This is a genomic window from Dactylosporangium cerinum (assembly GCF_042653625.1).
Lineage (GTDB): Bacteria > Actinomycetota > Actinomycetes > Mycobacteriales > Micromonosporaceae > Dactylosporangium > Dactylosporangium cerinum.
The window spans coordinates 34,400-51,462 of sequence record NZ_JBHSIU010000053.1 but is presented as its reverse complement, the minus strand read 5'-3'; the positions used below and the strand labels follow the sequence as shown (position 1 = coordinate 51,462).

Below are 17,063 nucleotides of genomic sequence, written 5' to 3'. Positions count from 1 at the left end.
GCCAACTCTACGACGTGCGTATGACACTTCCACCGCGGCGCGGCCCCCGCGGAACATGACAATCGCGCCGCTTCGGGTAAACATTCCGGGGTGGACTATCCGGAGTTGGCCGCGCGCACCCGACGCTTCACCTACGGCGCACCCCGTGCCGTGACGGTGACCTCCGACGGTGCGCGGGTGGTGTTCCTGCGCTCGGCCGGGCCTGAGGACAGCAGCGACGCGCTGTGGGTGTACGACGTGGCGACCCGGGCCGAACGCCGCCTGGCGGACCCGGCGCAGCTGCTGGGCGACGACGTCGACCTGCCCGCGGCCGAGCGGGCGCTGCGCGAGCGGCTGCGGCTCTCGGCCGGCGGGATCGGGTCCTACGCGATGGACTCCGCCGGCGTGATCGCCGTCTTCCCGCTCGGTGGCCGGCTGTTCCGGGTCGACCTGCTGACCGGCGACCTCACCGAGCTGCGCACGGCCGGCCCGGCCGTCGACCCGCGGCCGGACCCGGCGGGCCGCCGGGTGGCGTACGTGACCGGCGGTGCCCTGCGGGTGATCGAGCCCGACGGCACCGACGCCGTCCTCGCCGGCGAGGAGGGGGTGACCTGGGGCCTGGCGGAGTTCATCGGGGCCGAGGAGTTCCATCGCTTCCGGGGGTACTGGTGGGCCCCGGACGGCCGCAGCATCCTCACCGCGCGGGTCGACGAGTCCCGTGTGCCCCGCTGGCACCTGCACGACCCGTCACAGCCGGACCAGCCGCCGACGACGGTGGCGTATCCGCACGCCGGCGCCACGAACGCCAAGGTCACCCTGCACGTCCTCGACCTGGACGGCGGCTGGGTGGACGTGCACTGGGACCGGGAGACGTACCCGTACCTGGTGGACGCCTCCTGGACCGAGCAGGGCGGGCCGCTGCTCACGGTGCTGCGCCGCCTCCAGCAGCACGGCCTGGTGATCGCGGTCGACCCGCGGACCGGCGAGACACAGGTGCACGCCGAACTGGCCGACCCCCGCTGGGTCGAGCCGGTCTCCGGCACCCCGCAGCACCTCGCCGACGGGCGGGTCCTGGTCGGCGGCGAGCTGGCCCACGACGGCTACGACTCGCGCTGCCTCTTCGCCGACGGCAGCCTGCTGACCCCGCCCAACCTGTACGTGCGGCGGGTCGCCGGCCGGCTCGGCGCGGACCTCGTCGTCGAGGCCAGCGAGGGTGAGCCCAGCGAGCAGCACGTGTTCCGCATCCCGGTCTCGCACGCCGGCGCGCAGGCACAACGCCTGACGGCGGAGCCCGGCTGGCACGTCGCCCACGCCGCCGGACGGACCGTGGTGATCGGGTCGCAGACCCTGGAGCACGCCGGGTGGCAGTACACCGTCCACCACGACGACGCAGTCATCGGGACCATCCCGTCGCTGGCCGCGACACCGCCCTCCGCGCCGAGACCGGTGCTGGAGCGGGTCACGGACCGGCGGCTGCCCACCGGGGTCCTCTACCCACGCGGTCACGTGGCCGGGCGCCGGTTGCCGGTGCTCGTCGCGATCTACGGCGGCCCCGGCCACCAGGAGGTCGTCGCCGCGCGGGCCCGCTGGCTGGAGAAGCAGTGGTGGGCCGACGCCGGGTTCGCGGTCGTCACGATCGACAACCGGGGCACGCCGGGCGTGTCGCCGAGCTTCGAGAAGGCCATCCACCGGCGGTTCTCCGACGTGATCCTCACCGACCAGGTCGACGCGCTGCAGGCCCTCGCGGAGAAGCACCCCGACCTGGACCTGGACCGGGTCGCGATCCGCGGCTGGTCGTTCGGCGGCTGGCTGTCCGCGCTCGCCGTCCTGCGCCGCCCCGACGTCTACCGCTGCGCGGTCGTGGGCGCCCCGGTCACCGACTGGGAGCTGTACGACACCGCCTACACCGAGCGGTACCTCGGACTGCCCGCGGACGCGCCGGAGGTGTACGGCCACAACTCGCTGATCGAGATCGCCGCGGAACCGCCGGTGCGGGCCGAGGACGCCCGCCCGATGCTGCTCGTGCACGGCCTCGTCGACGACAACGTGGTCGCCGCGCACACCCTGCGCCTGTCCGCGGCGCTGCTCGGCTCGGGCCGCCCGCACTCGATGATCCCGCTGACCGGCGCGACCCACATGGCCGCGGGCGGGCTGGCCGAGAAGCTGCTGCGGATCGAGCTGGACTTCATCCGGCGATCCGTATCGTGACGTCGCCGCCGAGGCGGCCGTCGCCCGGTTCCCTGGTCACCGCGCCGCTCTGCAGCAGCGCGGTGACCACCTTGACCGCGTCGGCGGCCCGGTAAACCGTCTCGGTCAGCGCGAAGCGCTTCAGCTCGGTGACGGTGCGCCCGCCGGTGCGCAGCAGCGCCAGCAGTTCCCGTCGCAGCGCGCCCGGGTTCGGCTCGAGGGCGATGTCCATGAGGTGACCCTCGGGATCGTTCGGGTCGCGGTACCGCACCCCCGCGTACTCGTCGAGCGCCCACATCTCGTTCTTGAACGCCTCGAGACTCTTCGCCGACCGGGTCCCGAACCCGATCGTCCGCTCGTCGGGCCCCTCCACGAGCGTCACCGCGGCGGTGAGCTCGAACCCGCGCAACTCCTCCCGCGGCACGTCCACGGTGATCACCTCGGCCGGCTTGCCGACCTGCACGACGGCCGGGTCGATCCCGTCGATCAGCGACAGCAGCGGGCCGGAGTGCGCCCCGAGCGCCTTGAGCATCACCGCCACCGACCCCGGCATCACGTGCACGGACAGTTCCGGCGGTGTCCGCAGCTCCCGCTGTACGGCGTCGAGCCGCCCCCGCACGTCGCCGACCTCGGGTGCCACGAACAGCAGCGTCAGCCGCCGCCTGGAGAGGCGGTCACCGAACTCGGCACCCGCCCGCAGCGCCGCCTCCGCGATGTCTGCGTCCAGCCCGGTCGCCGACGCCTGCAGGAACGTCGCCCCGTGCGGCGAGTGCACCGCCCCCGGCACCCACAGGTCGAGGTAGCGCACGAGGAGCTCACGGGTGACACCTGCGATGGACATGCTCTCTTTGTACTGGAAGCGGTAGCGTTTCCGGCATGACAGCAGTGCTCGGCAGCGACGAGGTGGCAACGGCTCTCGCTCACCTGAGCGGGTGGGCCGGGGACGTCGAGGAGATCGAGCGTTCCGTGACCGCGGCGACGTTCCTCGACGGGATCCGGCTGGTGGCGGAGGTGGCGCACGTGGCCGAACAGGCCGACCATCACCCCGACATCGACGTCCGGTGGCGGACGGTGACGTTCCGCCTCAGCACCCACAGCGAAGGCGGCGTGACCGAGAAGGACATCGCCCTCGCCCGCCAGATCAACGAGTTGATCGGGTAGGTCACGGCAGGACAAAGGGTCCGAATGTCGTACCCGGTCGGTAGGGTCCAGACATGACCCACTTCGACGTGGCGAGCGCAGCGGTCGAGGCGGCCCTCGCAGCCGGGGCCCGGTATGCCGACGCGCGCGTGATGCATCGGCGGTCCGAATCGATGAGTGCGCGCAACGGTGAGATCGAGGACCTGAGTCAGGCCGAGGACGCTGGGGTCGGCGTGCGGGCGCTGGTCGGGTCGAGCTGGGGCTTCTTCGCCCTGCCCGACCTGGGCCGGGACGCGGCGCGGCGGGCCGGCGAGCGGGCCACGGCGATCGCGCGGGCGTCCGCGACGGTGCCGGCGCCGGCGGTGGACCTGGTCGAGGTCGAGGCGCGCACCGACTCGTGGGCGAGCGTCTGCGAGGTGGATCCGCTCGGGGTGGCGCTGTCGACCAAGGGTGACCTGCTGACGGGCGCCACGGCGGAGGCGCACAAGGGCGGCGCCGACATCGCCGAGGGGATCTACCAGATCTGGGACACGCGGAAGTGGTTCGTGTCGTCGCAGGGGCATCGCATCGACCAGCACATCCGCGAGGCGGGTGCGGGCATCTCGGCGACCGTGATCGGCGACGGCGAGACCCAGCGGCGGTCGTATCCGTCCTACCGGGGGCAGTATGGGACGAGAGGCTGGGAGCTCGTCGACGAGCTGGACCTGACGGCGCACGCGGCGCGGATCGCCGACGAGGCGCGGGCGCTGCTCACGGCGCCGCAGTGCCCGGCGGGTGAGACGACGCTGATCCTGGGCAGCGAGCAGATGGCGTTGCAGATCCACGAGTCGGTGGGGCACGCGATCGAGCTGGACCGCATCCTCGGCTGGGAGGCCGCGTTCGCCGGGACCAGCTGGCTGGACCTGGCGAAGCTCAACCAGCTGCGGTATGGCTCCGAGCTCATGAACATCACGATCGACCCGACGATCCCCGGCGCGCTCGGGTCGTTCGGGTATGACGACGAGGGCACCCCGGCGGCGCCGCGGCACGCGGTGAAGGACGGGATCTGGGTCGGCACCCTGGCGGGGCGGGACTCGGCGGCGGTCGCCGGGCTCGACTATGCGGGCAGCGTGCGGTCCGACGGCTGGGCGCGGCTGCCGATGGTGCGGATGACCAACGTCGGGCTGACCCCGGGGCCGCACAGCCTGGAGGAGATGATCGCCTCGACGGCCGACGGCGTGCTGATGGACTTCAACCGCTCCTGGTCGATCGACGACAAGCGGCTCAACTTCCAGTTCGGCTGCGAGATCGGCTGGGAGATCAAGGACGGCAAGCTGGGCCGGATGCTGCGCAACCCGACCTACACCGGCATCGGGCCACGGTTCTGGGGGTCGATGGACATGCTGGGCTCGGAGCTCACCGCGTGGGGCACGCCGAACTGCGGCAAGGGCCAGCCGGGTCAGATCGGGCACACCGGCCATCCGGCGGCCGCGGCCCGCTTCCAGAACGTGCGCGTGGGGGTGCGGGGATGAGCGGTCCGGAGCGAAGCGGAGGTGGCGGCATGAGCGGTCCGGAGCGCAGCGCAGGAACCGCTCATCAGGGGCGCAGGGTTGGCTCAGGCCGACGCCGGAGCGAAGCGGAGGTGGCGGCGTGAGCGGTCCGGAGCGCAGCGCAGGAACCGCTCATCAGGGGCGCAGGGTTGGCTCAGGCCGACGCCGGAGCGAAGCGGAGGTGGCGGCATGAGCGACGAGACCGATCTCGCGGCGCGGGTGCTGAAGCTGGTCGGCGACGGGGTCGAGGCGGAGGTGGTGGTCGAGCGGGGCGCGGTGTCGCTGACCCGGTTCGCCAATTCCTACATCCACCAGAACGTCGCCGACGAGACCACGACGGTGCGGCTCAGGCTGCACGCCGACGGCAGGACCGCGACCGCGTCCAGCACGGTCGTCGACGGGGTGGAGGACTTCGTGCACCGCACGGTGGCCTCGATGCGCCTCGCCCCGGCCGACCCGACCTGGCCCGGTCTCGCACCGCTCGCGGCGACGCCGACCGGCGGCAACCTCGACGAGGCGACCGCGGCGGCCGCGCCGGACGAGCGGGCGGCCAGGGTGCGGGCGTTCGTCGACCAGGCGCGGGGGCTGGAGGTCGCCGGCTACTGCCGCACCTCGGCGACCCGCGTCGTCTACGTCAACTCGGCCGGGCAGCACCTGACCGGCGGGCGGACCAGTGCGGCCATGGACGGCATCGCGCGGACCGCCAGCTCCGACGGGCTCGCCAGGCTGGCCTCGACCCGGTTCGCCGACATCGACGGCGCGGTGCTCGGGGCGAGGGCGGCGGCGAAGGCGCGGGCCGGCGCGGACCCGGTGGAGCTGCCGCCGGGGCGCTACGAGGTGGTGCTGGAGCCGACCGCGGTCGCGGACGTGCTGCAGATGCTCGCCATGTACGGATTCAACGCGAAGATGCTGCAGGACCGGCAGTCGTTCCTGGAGCTGGGCGCGGCGCAGTTCGACCCCGCGGTGACGCTGGTCGAGGACGCGACGGCGGCCGACTCGACGGCGCTGCCGTTCGACGTGGAGGGCACCCCGCGGCAGCGGGTGGTGCTGATCGACGCGGGCCTGTCGAGCGCCGTGGTGCACGACCGCCGGACCGCGGCGAAGTCACAGACCACCTCGACCGGGCACGCGATCCCCGGCGGGGCCAGCTTCGGCGCGGTGCCGGCCAGCCTTCGGCTGCTCGCGCACGACGGGCCGGCCCCGGTCGAGGTGGACGGCCCGGCCGCCGACTCGGGAGTGGCCGCGCTGGTCGGCGGCGTCGAGCGGGGGCTGCTGGTGACCGACAACCACTACACCCGGGTGCTGGACCCGCGCACGCTGGTCGTGACCGGTCTGACCCGCAACGGGGTGTGGCTCATCGAGGACGGCGTGGTGACCACGCCGGTGCGCAACTTCCGGTTCACGCAGTCGTATGCGCAGGCGCTGGCGCCCGGCGCGGTGCTCGGTGTCGGACCGCGTGCGGTCGAGCTGCCGGGGGCCTGGTCGGAGTCCGGCGCGATCGCCCCGGCGCTGCGTCTCGCCTCGTGGAACTACACCGGGGGCGCGTCTGGGTGAGGCCGATCACCAGGCCGGGTGGAGCCGCGCGTAACGTGTGCACCGACCACAGATCGGTACATCGGCCCGTCCCTCGCGCCAACAGGGAGCAATCACCATGACGACCACGCCGGCCAGGCTTCGGTCAGCCTCGGGCGCGGGGCCCCGCGCAGCGATCAGCGAGAAAACGTTGCGGACGGACCGGTGGTGGCTGCAGCCACTGCTGGTGTTCCTCGGTCTCGGGGCCTTCGTGGTCTACGGCCTGGTCCGCGCCATCATGGACAAGTACTACTGGGCGGCCGAGGAGCACTACCTGGCGCCGTTCTACTCCCCCTGCCTGACGAAGAGCTGCGTCGAGGGGTCGAGCCACTTCCTCGGCCAGCCGATCCCGCAGCTGCCGTCCTGGCTGTCACCGGCGATGATCATCCTGGTGCTGCCCGGCGGGTTCCGGCTGACCTGCTACTACTACCGCAAGGCGTACTACCGCTCGTTCTGGCTGTCGCCGCCGGCGTGCGCGGTCCCGGACGGTCACAAGACCTACTCCGGTGAGACCCGCTTCCCGCTGATCTTCCAGAACATCCACCGGTACTTCTTCTACGCCGCGATCCTGGTCGGCTCGGTCCTGACGTACGACGCGGTCCTCGCCTGGCACGGCAAGGACGGTGGCATCGGCATGGGGCTCGGCACGCTGATCCTCGCCGTCAACGCGGTGCTGATCTGGGCGTACACGCTGGGCTGCCACTCCTGCCGCAACATCATCGGCGGGCGGCTCAAGCACTTCTCGAAGCACCCGGTGCGATACCGCGCGTGGGGCCTCGTGTCGAAGCTCAACGCCAAGCACCAGCAGTACGCCTGGGCCTCGCTCTTCTCGGTGATCATCGCCGACGCCTACGTGATGGCGGTCTCGGCAGGCTGGATCACCGACTTCCGGTTCTTCAACTGAGGACACAACCCATGACCAACATCGAGCGACACACGTACGACGTCGTGGTCATCGGCGCCGGCGGCGCCGGGCTGCGTGCCGCGATCGAGGCCCGGCTCGCCGGCAAGAAGACCGCCATCATCTCCAAGTCGTTGTTCGGCAAGGCGCACACCGTCATGGCCGAGGGCGGCGCCGCCGCGGCGATGGGCAACGTCAACTCGAAGGACAACTGGCAGGTCCACTTCCGCGACACGATGCGCGGCGGGAAGTTCCTCAACAACTTCCGGATGGCGGAGCTGCACGCCAAGGAGGCCCCCAGCCGCATCTGGGAGCTGGAGACCTACGGCGCGCTGTTCGACCGCACCAAGGACGGCAAGATCAGCCAGCGCAACTTCGGCGGTCACGAGTACCCGCGGCTCGCGCACGTCGGCGACCGCACCGGCCTGGAGCTGATCCGCACGCTGCAGCAGAAGATCGTGTCGCTGCAGCAGGAGGACTTCGCCGAGCACGGCGACTACGAGGCCCGGATCCGGGTCTTCCAGGAGTGCACGATCACGGAGCTGTTCGTCGAGGACGGCGCGGTGTCCGGCGCGTTCGGGTACTACCGCGAGTCGGGCGACTTCGTGCTGTTCGAGAGCGCCGCGATCGTGCTGGCCACGGGCGGCGTCGGCAAGTCCTACAAGGTGACCTCGAACTCCTGGGAGTACACCGGCGACGGGCACGCGCTCGCGCTGCGCACCGGCGCGACGCTGATCAACATGGAGTTCCTGCAGTTCCACCCGACCGGCATGGTCTGGCCGCCGTCGGTCAAGGGCATCCTGGTCACCGAGTCGGTCCGCGGTGACGGTGGCGTGCTGCGCAACACCGAGGGCAAGCGGTTCATGTTCGACTACGTCCCCGACGTCTTCCGCAAGCAGTACGCGGAGACCGAGGAGGAGGCCGACCGCTGGTACTCCGACCCGGACAACAACCGGCGTCCCCCGGAACTGCTGCCCCGCGACGAGGTCGCCCGCGCGATCAACAGCGAGGTCAAGGCGGGCCGGGGCACGAAGGCGGGCGGCGTGCTGCTCGACATCGCCAGCCGGCTGCCGGCCGAGCAGATCCGCAAGCGGCTGCCGTCGATGTACCACCAGTTCAAGGAGCTGGCCGACGTCGACATCACGAAGCAGCCGATGGAGGTCGGACCGACCTGCCACTACGTGATGGGCGGCGTCGAGGTCGACGCCGACACGACCGCCGCCGCGGTGGCGGGGCTGTTCGCGGCCGGTGAGGTGTCCGGCGGCATGCACGGCTCCAACCGGCTCGGCGGCAACTCGCTGTCGGACCTGCTGGTGTTCGGCAAGCGGGCCGGCGAGCACGCGGCCGCGCACGCCGAGAAGATCGGCCGGCGCAAGCCGTCCGCCGCGGCCGTCGAGGCGGCCGTCGACACGGCACTCGCGCCCCTCGCCCGGGCGGACGCCGGGGAGAACCCGTACACCCTGCACCACGATCTGCAGGAGATCATGGGCGTCCTGGTCGGCATCATCCGGCGCGACGGCGAGCTGCGGGAGTCGATCACGCGGCTGGCCGAGCTCAAGGAGCGGGTCAAGAAGGTCGGCGTGGGCGGCGGGCGGAAGTACAACCCGGGCTGGCACCTCGCGCTGGACCTGCGCAACATGCTCGTGGTGTCCGAGTGCACCGCGAAGGCGGCCCTCGAGCGCACCGAGTCGCGCGGCGGGCACACCCGCGAGGACTTCCCGAAGATGGACCCGAAGTGGCGCAAGGTGAACCTGGTCTGCTCGCTGGACGGTGAGGACGTCCGCCTGGAGCACCAGCCGCTGCCGGTGATGCGGCCCGAACTGCAGGGCCTGTTCGAGCAGACCGAGCTCGCCAAGTACATGACCGACGAGGAGCTGTGATGGGCACCAAACGCCACTTCCGCGTCTGGCGCGGCGACGACACCGGCGGCTCGCTGGAGGACTTCCAGGTCGAGGTCAACGAGGGCGAGGTCGTGCTCGACGTCATCCACCGGCTGCAGGCCACCCAGACCCCCGACCTGGCCGTGCGGTGGAACTGCAAGGCCGGCAAGTGCGGCTCCTGCTCGATGGAGATCAACGGCAAGCCACGGCTGGGCTGCATGACCCGGATGTCGACGTTCGAGGAGACGGAGACCGTCACCGTCACGCCGCTGCGGACGTTCCCGGTGATCCGTGACCTGGTCACCAACGTCAACTTCAACTACCAGAAGGCCCGCGAGCTGCCCGCGTTCGCACCGCCGGCCGGTGTCGCCCCCGGTGAGTACCGGATGCAGCAGGTCGACGTGGAGCGCTCGCAGGAGTTCCGCAAGTGCATCGAGTGCTTCCTGTGCCAGAACGTGTGTCACGTCATCCGTGACCACGAGGAGAACAAGCACGCGTTCTCCGGCCCGCGGTTCTTCATCCGGGCCGCCGAGCTGGACATGCACCCGCTCGACGCCCGCGACGACCGCAAGGAGCTCGCGCAGGCCGAGCAGGGTCTGGGCTACTGCAACATCACCAAGTGCTGCACCGAAGTCTGCCCCGAGCACATCAAAATCACTGACAATGCGATCATCCCGATGAAGGAACGTGTTGTCGATCGGAGGTACGACCCGGTGACCTGGCTCGGACGCAAGATCTTCCGTCGTGACCAGCTGGACGAGCAGCCCGTGCCGGCAGCGGTGCTGCCGAAGCCCGCGGCCGCGGCCGGCGACACCGGCAGCAACTGGCACCAGGATGGTCCCGTGCCGCAGGAGGCGCCCGTCGGCGCCGACGGCAAGCTCGTGGTCGCGGAGCTCACCCTGGACCGGGCCGCGGCCGGCTCGCCGTTCGGCGACGACCAGGTGTTCCCGCTGCCGCCGGAGGACCTGCGCTACCAGCACCCGTCGCCCCCGTCCGGGGACGGCCACTAACAACCGGACCAGAAGGCGCCCCTCGTCTAGAGGGGCGCCTTCTGCATGGCCTTCGCATAACGGTTCGTCACCGCGGACTGGACCAGCTTCGCCACGGGGTTGCCGAGCCGGACCCACCACTTCGCCGGCCGGCTGAACGCCCTGATCTCGAACCACACCTCGCCGCCCGGCTCCACGCTCAGCAGGAACGACTCCTCGCCGATCTCCACGTGGCCGGGCAGGGTGCCGAAGCCGAACCCGTAGCGCTCCGGCTCCTCGACGACCCACACGATCAGGCACGGCACCCACAGCCGCAGCGGGCCGACGCCGATCCCCGTGGAGAACCGCCCGCCGAGGGTGACCCGGTCCGCGTCGCTGCGCAGTCTCAGGCCCGCACCGCGCTGGGGCTCCCAGCGGGCCAGGGCGGCCGCTGCGGCGGTGAACGCCGCGTGCCCCTGCCCGACCCTCACCCGGCGCCGCACGTGGTGGTAGCCGGGCGGCAGGGGGCCTTCACGGGTCGCCCCGACCTCGGGGTAGGTGACGGTCACGCCGTCGAAGGTAGCAACGGCTGGAGCGCGACCACGATCGGCGCGTCGGCCGGCAGCCAGGGCACGGAATGGAGCTCGTCGCCGGCCAGCCATCTGAGGTCGCTGTGTTCCAGGGGCACGGGTATCGCCCCGTTCACCAGCCGCGCGAGGTAGACCTTGAGAATCGCGGCGCCATCGAGCATCGTGATGTCATCGCCGACGCGGTCACCCACCTCGACGTCCACCCCGAGCTCCTCCTGGCACTCCCGGATCAACGCCTGCTCTTCCGTCTCCCCCGGGTCCACCTTCCCTCCAGGAAACTCCCATCTACCGGCCATTTCGGGCGGTAACGCGCGCTCGCAGGCCAGGACGCGACCATCCGAGATGATCGCGGCCCCGACGATGATCCTTGGCATCAACCGTTCGGTCTGCACGGGCAACCAGGGTGCCAGATCCAAATGAAGTTCCGGTGGCCCCCTCTGCCCTGTTGTTCACCAGACGAGGGAAATGTGGCCGTGGACAGATCCACCAGTCGCACAGGAGACTTGCAGTCACCGTTGATGACGGGCAGGCTTCGAAACGGCCACAAGCCGGCAACGATGCCGCGGGAGGGTAGGTCGTAATGCGGGCCAGGCGGAGTGCACAGCACCGTGACTATCTCAGCGATGCGCTGGACTTATTGCAAGGCTGGACACACGACGGCGAGGAGATCCGCCGGACGCTCCATCTGGACGATTCCCAGCATGCGGCACTCACTGAGCGTATGAAGATCGTCGCCGACGCCCTCCAGGTGCGACCGGACGTGCGCCGCCTCGACGGCCGCACCCAGATCCGCCTGCGGGTCCCGGGCATGACGGATTTGTCGCCCGGCGAGGTCACGCTTGCCGCCCGCATCGAGGACCTCTACCGCACCATCATCGCCGGCGCCGCCTGATCGCCAGTACGCCGTCACCGAGTGTTACTGTGACGGCCGTTACTGCGCTGCCGGAGTGGATGCTCTCGCACCGGGTCGATGGCTGGTATGCCGGCGACCTCGAATGCATACCCGATGAGCCGCGCCACACCGAGCTGATCGGTGGAGCACTCGTCTTCAGGTCACCTCAGCCGGCCCGGCATGCCCGGCTCGCCACCGCGCTGACGAGGGCACTCAAGGAACAGGCGCCCGCAGGCGTCGAGGTCGAGCAGGCGATGACGATCTGGCTCGACGAGCGCAACCGCCTCGAGCCGGACCTTCTCGCCACGACCGCACTCTTCGAGCCGGACCGCACGGGCTACACGCCGGACCAGGTGCCGCTTGCCGTCGAGGTCGTCTCGCCGGACTCTGCGCATCGCGACCGGACGGTCAAGCCGCGCAAGTACGCGGAGGCCGGCATCGCGCACTACTGGCGCGTCGAGGAAGAGGACTCCTCACCGGTCGTGCACGCTTACGAGCTCGACGAACCCACCCGGCAGTACGTGCCGACCGGCATCCACAGCGGCGAGTTGCGCACCACCAGGCCGTTCGAGATCAAGCTCGACCTGAACGGCCTGGCCCCCTCAGACGTTGAAGCGGAACTCGACCACGTCGCCGTCCTGCATGACGTAGTCCTTGCCCTCGATGCGGACCTTGCCGGCGGCCTTGGCGGCGTTCTGCGACCCGGCGGTCATCAGGTCGTCGAAGCTGACCACCTCGGCCTTGATGAAGCCGCGCTGGAAGTCCGAGTGGATGACGCCGGCGGCCTCCGGGGCGGTCGCGCCGATCGGGATCGTCCAGGCGCGCGTTTCCTTCGGGCCGGCGGTCAGATACGTCTGCAGCCCCAGCGTGCGGAACCCGACCCGGATCAGCTGGTGCAGGCCCGGCTCCGGCTGGCCGATCGAGGCGAGCAGCTCCAGGGCCTCCTCCTCGTCCAGGTCCGTGAGCTCCGACTCGATCTTGGCGTCCAGGAAGATCGCCTCGGCGGGGGCGACCAGCGCGCGCAGCTCGTCCAGGAAGGCGGGGTCGGCGAGGGCGGCCTCGTCGACGTTGAAGACGTACAGGAACGGCTTGGCGGTGAGCAGGTGCAGCTCCTGCAGCTCCGCGACGTCGATGCCGGCCTTCGCGGCGCCCGCGTAGAGGGTCGTGCCGCCGTTGAGCAGCTCGGCGGCGGCCTTCGCGGCGGCGGCGGCGCCGGCGCGCTGCTTCTGGACCTTCGCCTCCTTCTCCAGGCGGGGCAGGGCCTTCTCGATCGTCTGGAGGTCGGCGAGGATCAGCTCGGTGTTGATGGTCTCGATGTCGTCGGACGGGGAGACCTTGCCGTCGACGTGGACCACGTTGGGGTCGGCGAAGGCGCGCACGACCTGGCAGATCGCGGAGGCGTCGCGGATGTTGGCGAGGAACGCGTTGCCGCGGCCCTGGCCCTTGGACGCGCCGCGCACGAGGCCCGCGATGTCGACGAAGGACACCGGCGCCGGGATGATCTTCACCGAGTTGTGCAGCTCGGCGAGGCGCCCCAGCCTCGTGTCGGGCAGGCCGACCACGCCGACGTTGGGCTCGATCGTCGCGAACGGGTAGTTCGCGGCGAGCGCGTCGCCCTTGGTGAGCGCGTTGAACAGGGTGCTCTTGCCGACGTTGGGCAGGCCGACGATCCCGATGCTGAGTGCCACGCGTAAAAGCTACAGGTCAACCTCGACCCAGACCGCACCGTGGTCGGACGCGGCGTGCCGGGCGCCGGTGATCTCGGGGTACGCGTCCCACAGCCGCGGCCGTTTCACGTTGGACGGCGTGCCCCACAGCCCGCGCCGGAAGACACCGCCGTCGGTGACCCGCGCCGCGAGCTCCGGCGACAGCAGGATGTAGTCCAGGCGGTTGCCGATCGTGCACGACTGGAAGCTGCCGGGCCGCTCGTGGTCGCGGTCGAGCGGGTCGAACAGGCCGGAGAACGCCGCCAGGGAGTACGCGTCGACCAGCGGCGAGCCGGGGCCGAGCAGCGGCCGCAGCGACGCGTGGTCGGGGCGCTTGTTGAAGTCACCGACCACCGCGACGAACTCGGCCCCGGCGAGCCGGAGCCGGTCGTAGATCGCGCGGACCTCGGTCGCCTGGCGGGTCCGGAGCGGGTCCGGGTCGCCGCTGGTGAAGGACTGGCTCTTGAGGTGGTTCAGCACCAGGTACAGCTCGGCACCGGTCGGCAGGAGCAGCCGGTACACCGGGCAGTCACGACTGAACAGGCGCCGGTCGGACTGCGGGTCGGGCACGTCGACATGGCTGCGGACCCAGTCGATCTCGATGCCGGCCACGCAGAAGAGGCCGACGTCGATGCCGCGCGGGTCGTTGCCGTCCACGAGCATGGCGTGGCCGTACCGGCGGCCGAGGAGTTCGTCGTTGAACTTCACCAGCGACGGGCGGCTCTCGGCCTCCACGACGCAGAGCACGTCGGCGGCGACGTCGGCGACCACCCTGGCGGTCATCCGGGTGGCGACCTCGTCGACGGGGTCGACGATGAGGTCGACCCAGCCGTTCCAGGACGCCCGGCCGGTGGCGACGATCCTGGGTTCGGCGTCGGCGGGTGCGGCCAGGAAGTCGCCCCGGTTCTCCCGGAGCACCGCGAACGCGTCGCCGAACAGGTCGGGGTTGGCCCGCCGGCAGGTCTGGGTCCGGACGAACACCCGCAGGGTCTCCAGGGCGGCGAGCATGGCGGCCTTGTCCTCGTCGGAGTAGACCGGGTGGGCCGCGATCCGGTTGAACTCCTCATACGCCGACAGCGCCGGCTGTCCCTTCGCCGGGTCCGCCGGGTCCAGGGCCCGGGCCCGGGCGAACAGGTTCTCCACGTTGTACGTTGCCAGCCGCATGACTACGGACCGTAGCAACGACATCGCGGGTGCGCAGTCGGCAACCCGGCAGCCCGCCTCGGTCGTTCTGATGAGCATGAGTGGTTTCGGACGGCCGCTGGCCGTTGTCGGTGCCGGGCTGGCGGTCGCGGCGGCGCTGACCGGGGTCGCGCTGCTGGGTGGCGGGTCGTCGGACCGGGCCGGGAACCCCGACGGGCCGCCCAGCCGGAGGCCGCCGACGTCGGCCCTGTCGGTGGTCGAGATGTCGCCGACGCCGGGATACGGCACCACGGCGACCCCCGGCGTCCCGGCCGAGGTGTGGAACGCCGCGCAGATCGACCGGCTCAGCGCCGCGTTCGAGCGGCACCTGCGGGCGGCCGCCCCGGCCGGCACCACGTTCCTCGACACGCCGGTCAACCTCGGGGCCACCGATCCGTTCCGGTTCGCCGAGTCGACCGGGCCGGGCAGCCGGTACTCCGAAAGCTTCGTCGTGGCACCCGACCTGCGTGACGAACCGGGACTCGGCAACGTCGTCCTCAGGGTGGGCAAGCCGATCGGCCCGCTCGGCCCGGACGGCAGGCCGTGGCCCACGGGCTACGGGATCGGCCAGTTCCAGCAGTGCCCGGGGGACGGGTGCGACCTGCGGACCGGGCCGCACGGCGAGAAGATCGTCGCCATGCCGTCCTTCCAGGACGAGGGCGGCAAGAAGATCGCCCGGATCGACGTCACCACCGCCGACGGCACCGGGATCTGCGTCGAGGTGCGCAACTTCAGCCTCTTCCGCTCCGGCAGCCGGGCCGGGCTGCCGATCACCCTCGATCAGATGATCCAGCTGGCGGTGGACCCGGACCTGGTGATCAGGACAACGTGATCCCGGCGCCCGCGGTCAGTGCCGCGAACGCCCGCGCCGCCCGGCCGAAGCCCGCGGGGCCGGTCCTGGCCGGGTCGACGGGGTCGGCCAGGTGCGGTTCGAGGGACGCGTATCCGGTCCAGCCGTCGTCGCGCAGCGCCGTCACGGTCTGGAGCAGCTCGCCGTCGCCCTCCCCGGCCGGCACGACCGCGCCGTCGGCGAACCGGGCGTCCTTGACCTGGAGGTACTCCAGATACGGCCGCAGCATCGCGTAGCCGTCGCTGAACGGGCGGACGCCGACCTGCACGAAGTTGGCGTTGTCCCAGGCCACCCGCAGTGCCGGCGAGCCGACGGACTCGATGAGGTCCAGCACGCGGGCCGGCACGTCGCCGTAGACGTCCTTCTCGTTCTCGTGGACCAGCACCACCTGCTCGCGTTCGGCCAGATCGGCGAACGCCCGCAGGCGCCGCAGCACGGTGTCACGGGTCGCCGCCACGTCCACGCCGGGCGGCCGGTAGAACGAGAAGAGCCGCACGTATCGGCTCCCCAGGCGCTGCGCGAGCGTGATGACCGCGCGGAGCCGGGCCAGCTCCACCTCCGCGTCACCGTAGACGTTGGTCTTGCCGATCGGGGACGCGACCGCCGACACCGCCATCCCGCGGTCCGTGAGCACCGTGGCCAGGCGCGTGGTCAGCTCCGCGTCGAAGTCGGCCACGTTCACCCCCCAGGCGCTGCGGACCTCGACGTGCGAGGCGCCCAGCGCCTGCAGCACCGCCAGCTGCACGCGTGGATCATCGTCGATCTCGTCGCCGAACCCGGACAGTACCCACTCAACCATGGCGAACAGTATTCACCGGCTAGTCTGTCCAGTCGTGGAGGAAGACGCCGTCGCCCGGGCCGCCGTGCCCGGCACCGTCCGTGGCATGGTCGCGCAGCTGGCGACGCTCGGCCTGCCGACCGGTGCGACCGTCATCGTCCATTCGTCGCTGTCGCAGCTCGGCTGGGTCGCCGGCGGCGCGCAGGCGGTCGTGACGGCGCTGCTGGAGGCGGTCGGGCCGACCGGCACCCTGGTCATGCCGACGCACTCGCGGCAGCTCACCGAGCCGGCCGACTGGGGCAACCCGGCCGTGCCGCAGTCCTGGTGGGACGTCATCCGCAGCGAGACACCGGCCTTCGACCCGCGGACCACCCCCACCTATTTCATGGGTGCCGTCGTCGAGTGTTTCCGCCGTTTTCCGGGGGTACTGCGCAGCGACCACCCGACGGTGTCGTTCGCCGCGTGCGGGCCGGACGCCGCGCGCATCACCGCGGGCCACACGCTGGACGACGGGCTCGGGGAGGGTTCACCCCTCGCGCGGCTCTACGAGGCGGACGCGTGGGTGCTGCTGCTGGGCGTCGGGCACGACAACAACACGTCGCTGCACCTGGCGGAGCACCGGGCCGCGCTGCCGGTGGAGAAGCCGCGGCTGCGGCAGGGCTCGCCGATGCTGGTCGACGGCGAGCGGCGCTGGGTCGAATACACCGAGCTGGCCGACGACACGTCGCTGTTCGAGCCGCTCGGCAAGGACTTCGCGGCGATCACGGAGCTGGAGCGGGTCGGGCCGGTCGGCTCCGGCACGGCGCGCCTGATGCGCCAGCGCGCCCTGGTCGACTTCGGCGCGATGTGGCTGTCCCGCCGCTTCTCGTGATCCGGTCAACCCTGTGCACCCCTGGGTGCGCAAAGCCT

Annotated in this window: 16 protein-coding genes and 1 pseudogene; 11 read left to right on the top strand and 6 right to left on the bottom strand. The window is 71.3% G+C overall.

What is annotated here, in order from left to right; genetic code table 11:
• Nucleotides 1-90: 90 nt before the first annotated feature.
• On the top strand, nt 91-2,187 hold the full coding sequence (locus ACFPIJ_RS37215) for a S9 family peptidase (RefSeq protein ID WP_380122467.1): 2,097 nt from the start codon (nt 91-93) through the stop codon (nt 2,185-2,187).
• Here ACFPIJ_RS37215 and ACFPIJ_RS37210 read toward each other — a convergent pair.
• A complete protein-coding gene (locus ACFPIJ_RS37210; RefSeq protein ID WP_380122465.1) occupies nt 2,165-3,007 on the bottom strand; it encodes a hypothetical protein in 843 nt (280 codons plus the stop codon). The genes ACFPIJ_RS37215 and ACFPIJ_RS37210 overlap by 23 nt on opposite strands.
• Nucleotides 3,008-3,042: 35 nt before the next feature.
• On the opposite strand from ACFPIJ_RS37210, the gene ACFPIJ_RS37205 reads away from it, so the two are divergent.
• The 6 genes from ACFPIJ_RS37205 (at nt 3,043) to ACFPIJ_RS37180 (ending at nt 10,198) form a co-directional block, all read left to right on the top strand.
• A complete protein-coding gene (locus ACFPIJ_RS37205) occupies nt 3,043-3,327 on the top strand; it encodes a 4a-hydroxytetrahydrobiopterin dehydratase (RefSeq protein ID WP_380122463.1) in 285 nt (94 codons plus the stop codon).
• A gap of 53 nt (nt 3,328-3,380) precedes the next feature.
• Nucleotides 3,381-4,817, top strand: coding sequence for a TldD/PmbA family protein (locus ACFPIJ_RS37200; RefSeq protein WP_380122462.1), 1,437 nt, complete (start codon nt 3,381-3,383; stop codon nt 4,815-4,817).
• A gap of 207 nt (nt 4,818-5,024) precedes the next feature.
• Nucleotides 5,025-6,389 carry a TldD/PmbA family protein gene (locus ACFPIJ_RS37195; RefSeq protein WP_380122460.1) on the top strand — a complete coding sequence of 455 codons (1,365 nt, stop codon included), beginning with the start codon at nt 5,025-5,027 and terminating at the stop codon, nt 6,387-6,389.
• Nucleotides 6,390-6,486: 97 nt separating this feature from the next.
• Nucleotides 6,487-7,311, top strand: a complete 825-nt coding sequence (locus ACFPIJ_RS37190; protein WP_380122458.1) for a hypothetical protein — start codon at nt 6,487-6,489, stop codon at nt 7,309-7,311.
• Between the two features lie 11 nt (nt 7,312-7,322).
• The gene (locus ACFPIJ_RS37185) at nt 7,323-9,188 is read left to right on the top strand and encodes a fumarate reductase/succinate dehydrogenase flavoprotein subunit (RefSeq protein WP_380122457.1); all 1,866 of its coding nucleotides are present in this window, start codon (nt 7,323-7,325) and stop codon (nt 9,186-9,188) included.
• Nucleotides 9,188-10,198, top strand: coding sequence for a succinate dehydrogenase/fumarate reductase iron-sulfur subunit (locus ACFPIJ_RS37180; RefSeq protein WP_380122455.1), 1,011 nt, complete (start codon nt 9,188-9,190; stop codon nt 10,196-10,198). The genes ACFPIJ_RS37185 and ACFPIJ_RS37180 overlap by 1 nt, the downstream gene beginning before the upstream one ends.
• 26 nt (nt 10,199-10,224) lie before the next feature.
• On the opposite strand, the gene ACFPIJ_RS37175 is transcribed toward ACFPIJ_RS37180, so the two are convergent.
• Nucleotides 10,225-10,725: a DUF1990 family protein gene (locus tag ACFPIJ_RS37175; protein ID WP_380122453.1), complete on the bottom strand. Its 501-nt coding sequence runs from the start codon at nt 10,723-10,725 to the stop codon at nt 10,225-10,227.
• A complete protein-coding gene (locus ACFPIJ_RS37170) occupies nt 10,722-11,120 on the bottom strand; it encodes a (deoxy)nucleoside triphosphate pyrophosphohydrolase (RefSeq protein WP_380122674.1) in 399 nt (132 codons plus the stop codon). Before ACFPIJ_RS37170 ends, ACFPIJ_RS37175 begins: the two co-directional genes overlap by 4 nt.
• Before the next feature lie 206 nt (nt 11,121-11,326).
• On the opposite strand from ACFPIJ_RS37170, the gene ACFPIJ_RS37165 reads away from it, so the two are divergent.
• The gene (locus ACFPIJ_RS37165; RefSeq protein WP_380122451.1) at nt 11,327-11,638 is read left to right on the top strand and encodes a 4a-hydroxytetrahydrobiopterin dehydratase; all 312 of its coding nucleotides are present in this window, start codon (nt 11,327-11,329) and stop codon (nt 11,636-11,638) included.
• Nucleotides 11,639-11,697: 59 nt separating this feature from the next.
• A pseudogene (locus ACFPIJ_RS37160) lies at nt 11,698-12,126 on the top strand (Uma2 family endonuclease); the annotation flags it as partial.
• 114 nt (nt 12,127-12,240) lie between these two features.
• Here the strand turns inward: ACFPIJ_RS37160 and ychF are convergent.
• Nucleotides 12,241-13,326 carry a redox-regulated ATPase YchF gene (gene ychF / locus ACFPIJ_RS37155; RefSeq protein ID WP_380122449.1) on the bottom strand — a complete coding sequence of 362 codons (1,086 nt, stop codon included), beginning with the start codon at nt 13,324-13,326 and terminating at the stop codon, nt 12,241-12,243.
• Nucleotides 13,327-13,335: 9 nt separating this feature from the next.
• The gene (locus tag ACFPIJ_RS37150) at nt 13,336-14,508 is read right to left on the bottom strand and encodes an endonuclease/exonuclease/phosphatase family protein (protein WP_380122447.1); all 1,173 of its coding nucleotides are present in this window, start codon (nt 14,506-14,508) and stop codon (nt 13,336-13,338) included.
• Between ACFPIJ_RS37150 and ACFPIJ_RS37145 the strand changes: the two genes are divergently transcribed.
• A complete protein-coding gene (locus tag ACFPIJ_RS37145; protein WP_380122445.1) occupies nt 14,507-15,358 on the top strand; it encodes a hypothetical protein in 852 nt (283 codons plus the stop codon). The genes ACFPIJ_RS37150 and ACFPIJ_RS37145 overlap by 2 nt on opposite strands.
• On the opposite strand, the gene ACFPIJ_RS37140 is transcribed toward ACFPIJ_RS37145, so the two are convergent.
• On the bottom strand, nt 15,345-16,175 hold the full coding sequence (locus ACFPIJ_RS37140; protein ID WP_380122443.1) for a sugar phosphate isomerase/epimerase family protein: 831 nt from the start codon (nt 16,173-16,175) through the stop codon (nt 15,345-15,347). The two genes, ACFPIJ_RS37145 and ACFPIJ_RS37140, sit on opposite strands and share 14 nt — an antisense overlap.
• Nucleotides 16,176-16,209: 34 nt before the next feature.
• On the opposite strand from ACFPIJ_RS37140, the gene ACFPIJ_RS37135 reads away from it, so the two are divergent.
• Nucleotides 16,210-17,025: an AAC(3) family N-acetyltransferase gene (locus ACFPIJ_RS37135; protein WP_380122441.1), complete on the top strand. Its 816-nt coding sequence runs from the start codon at nt 16,210-16,212 to the stop codon at nt 17,023-17,025.
• Nucleotides 17,026-17,063: the final 38 nt, after the last annotated feature.

What these genes read in the sequence shown, in the direction of transcription:
- ACFPIJ_RS37185 (WP_380122457.1), top strand. Translation starts at nt 7,323, where the DNA reads ATGACCAACATCGAGCGACACACGTACGACGTCGTGGTCATCGGCGCC.
- ACFPIJ_RS37195 (WP_380122460.1), top strand. Translation starts at nt 5,025, where the DNA reads ATGAGCGACGAGACCGATCTCGCGGCGCGGGTGCTGAAGCTGGTCGGC.
- ACFPIJ_RS37145 (WP_380122445.1), top strand. Translation starts at nt 14,507, where the DNA reads ATGACTACGGACCGTAGCAACGACATCGCGGGTGCGCAGTCGGCAACC.
- ACFPIJ_RS37205 (WP_380122463.1), top strand. Translation starts at nt 3,043, where the DNA reads ATGACAGCAGTGCTCGGCAGCGACGAGGTGGCAACGGCTCTCGCTCAC.
- ACFPIJ_RS37170 (WP_380122674.1), bottom strand. Translation starts at nt 11,120, where the DNA reads ATGCCAAGGATCATCGTCGGGGCCGCGATCATCTCGGATGGTCGCGTC.
- ACFPIJ_RS37190 (WP_380122458.1), top strand. Translation starts at nt 6,487, where the DNA reads ATGACGACCACGCCGGCCAGGCTTCGGTCAGCCTCGGGCGCGGGGCCC.
- ACFPIJ_RS37140 (WP_380122443.1), bottom strand. Translation starts at nt 16,175, where the DNA reads ATGGTTGAGTGGGTACTGTCCGGGTTCGGCGACGAGATCGACGATGAT.
- ACFPIJ_RS37180 (WP_380122455.1), top strand. Translation starts at nt 9,188, where the DNA reads ATGGGCACCAAACGCCACTTCCGCGTCTGGCGCGGCGACGACACCGGC.
- ACFPIJ_RS37210 (WP_380122465.1), bottom strand. Translation starts at nt 3,007, where the DNA reads ATGTCCATCGCAGGTGTCACCCGTGAGCTCCTCGTGCGCTACCTCGAC.
- ACFPIJ_RS37200 (WP_380122462.1), top strand. Translation starts at nt 3,381, where the DNA reads ATGACCCACTTCGACGTGGCGAGCGCAGCGGTCGAGGCGGCCCTCGCA.
- ACFPIJ_RS37165 (WP_380122451.1), top strand. Translation starts at nt 11,327, where the DNA reads ATGCGGGCCAGGCGGAGTGCACAGCACCGTGACTATCTCAGCGATGCG.
- ACFPIJ_RS37150 (WP_380122447.1), bottom strand. Translation starts at nt 14,508, where the DNA reads ATGCGGCTGGCAACGTACAACGTGGAGAACCTGTTCGCCCGGGCCCGG.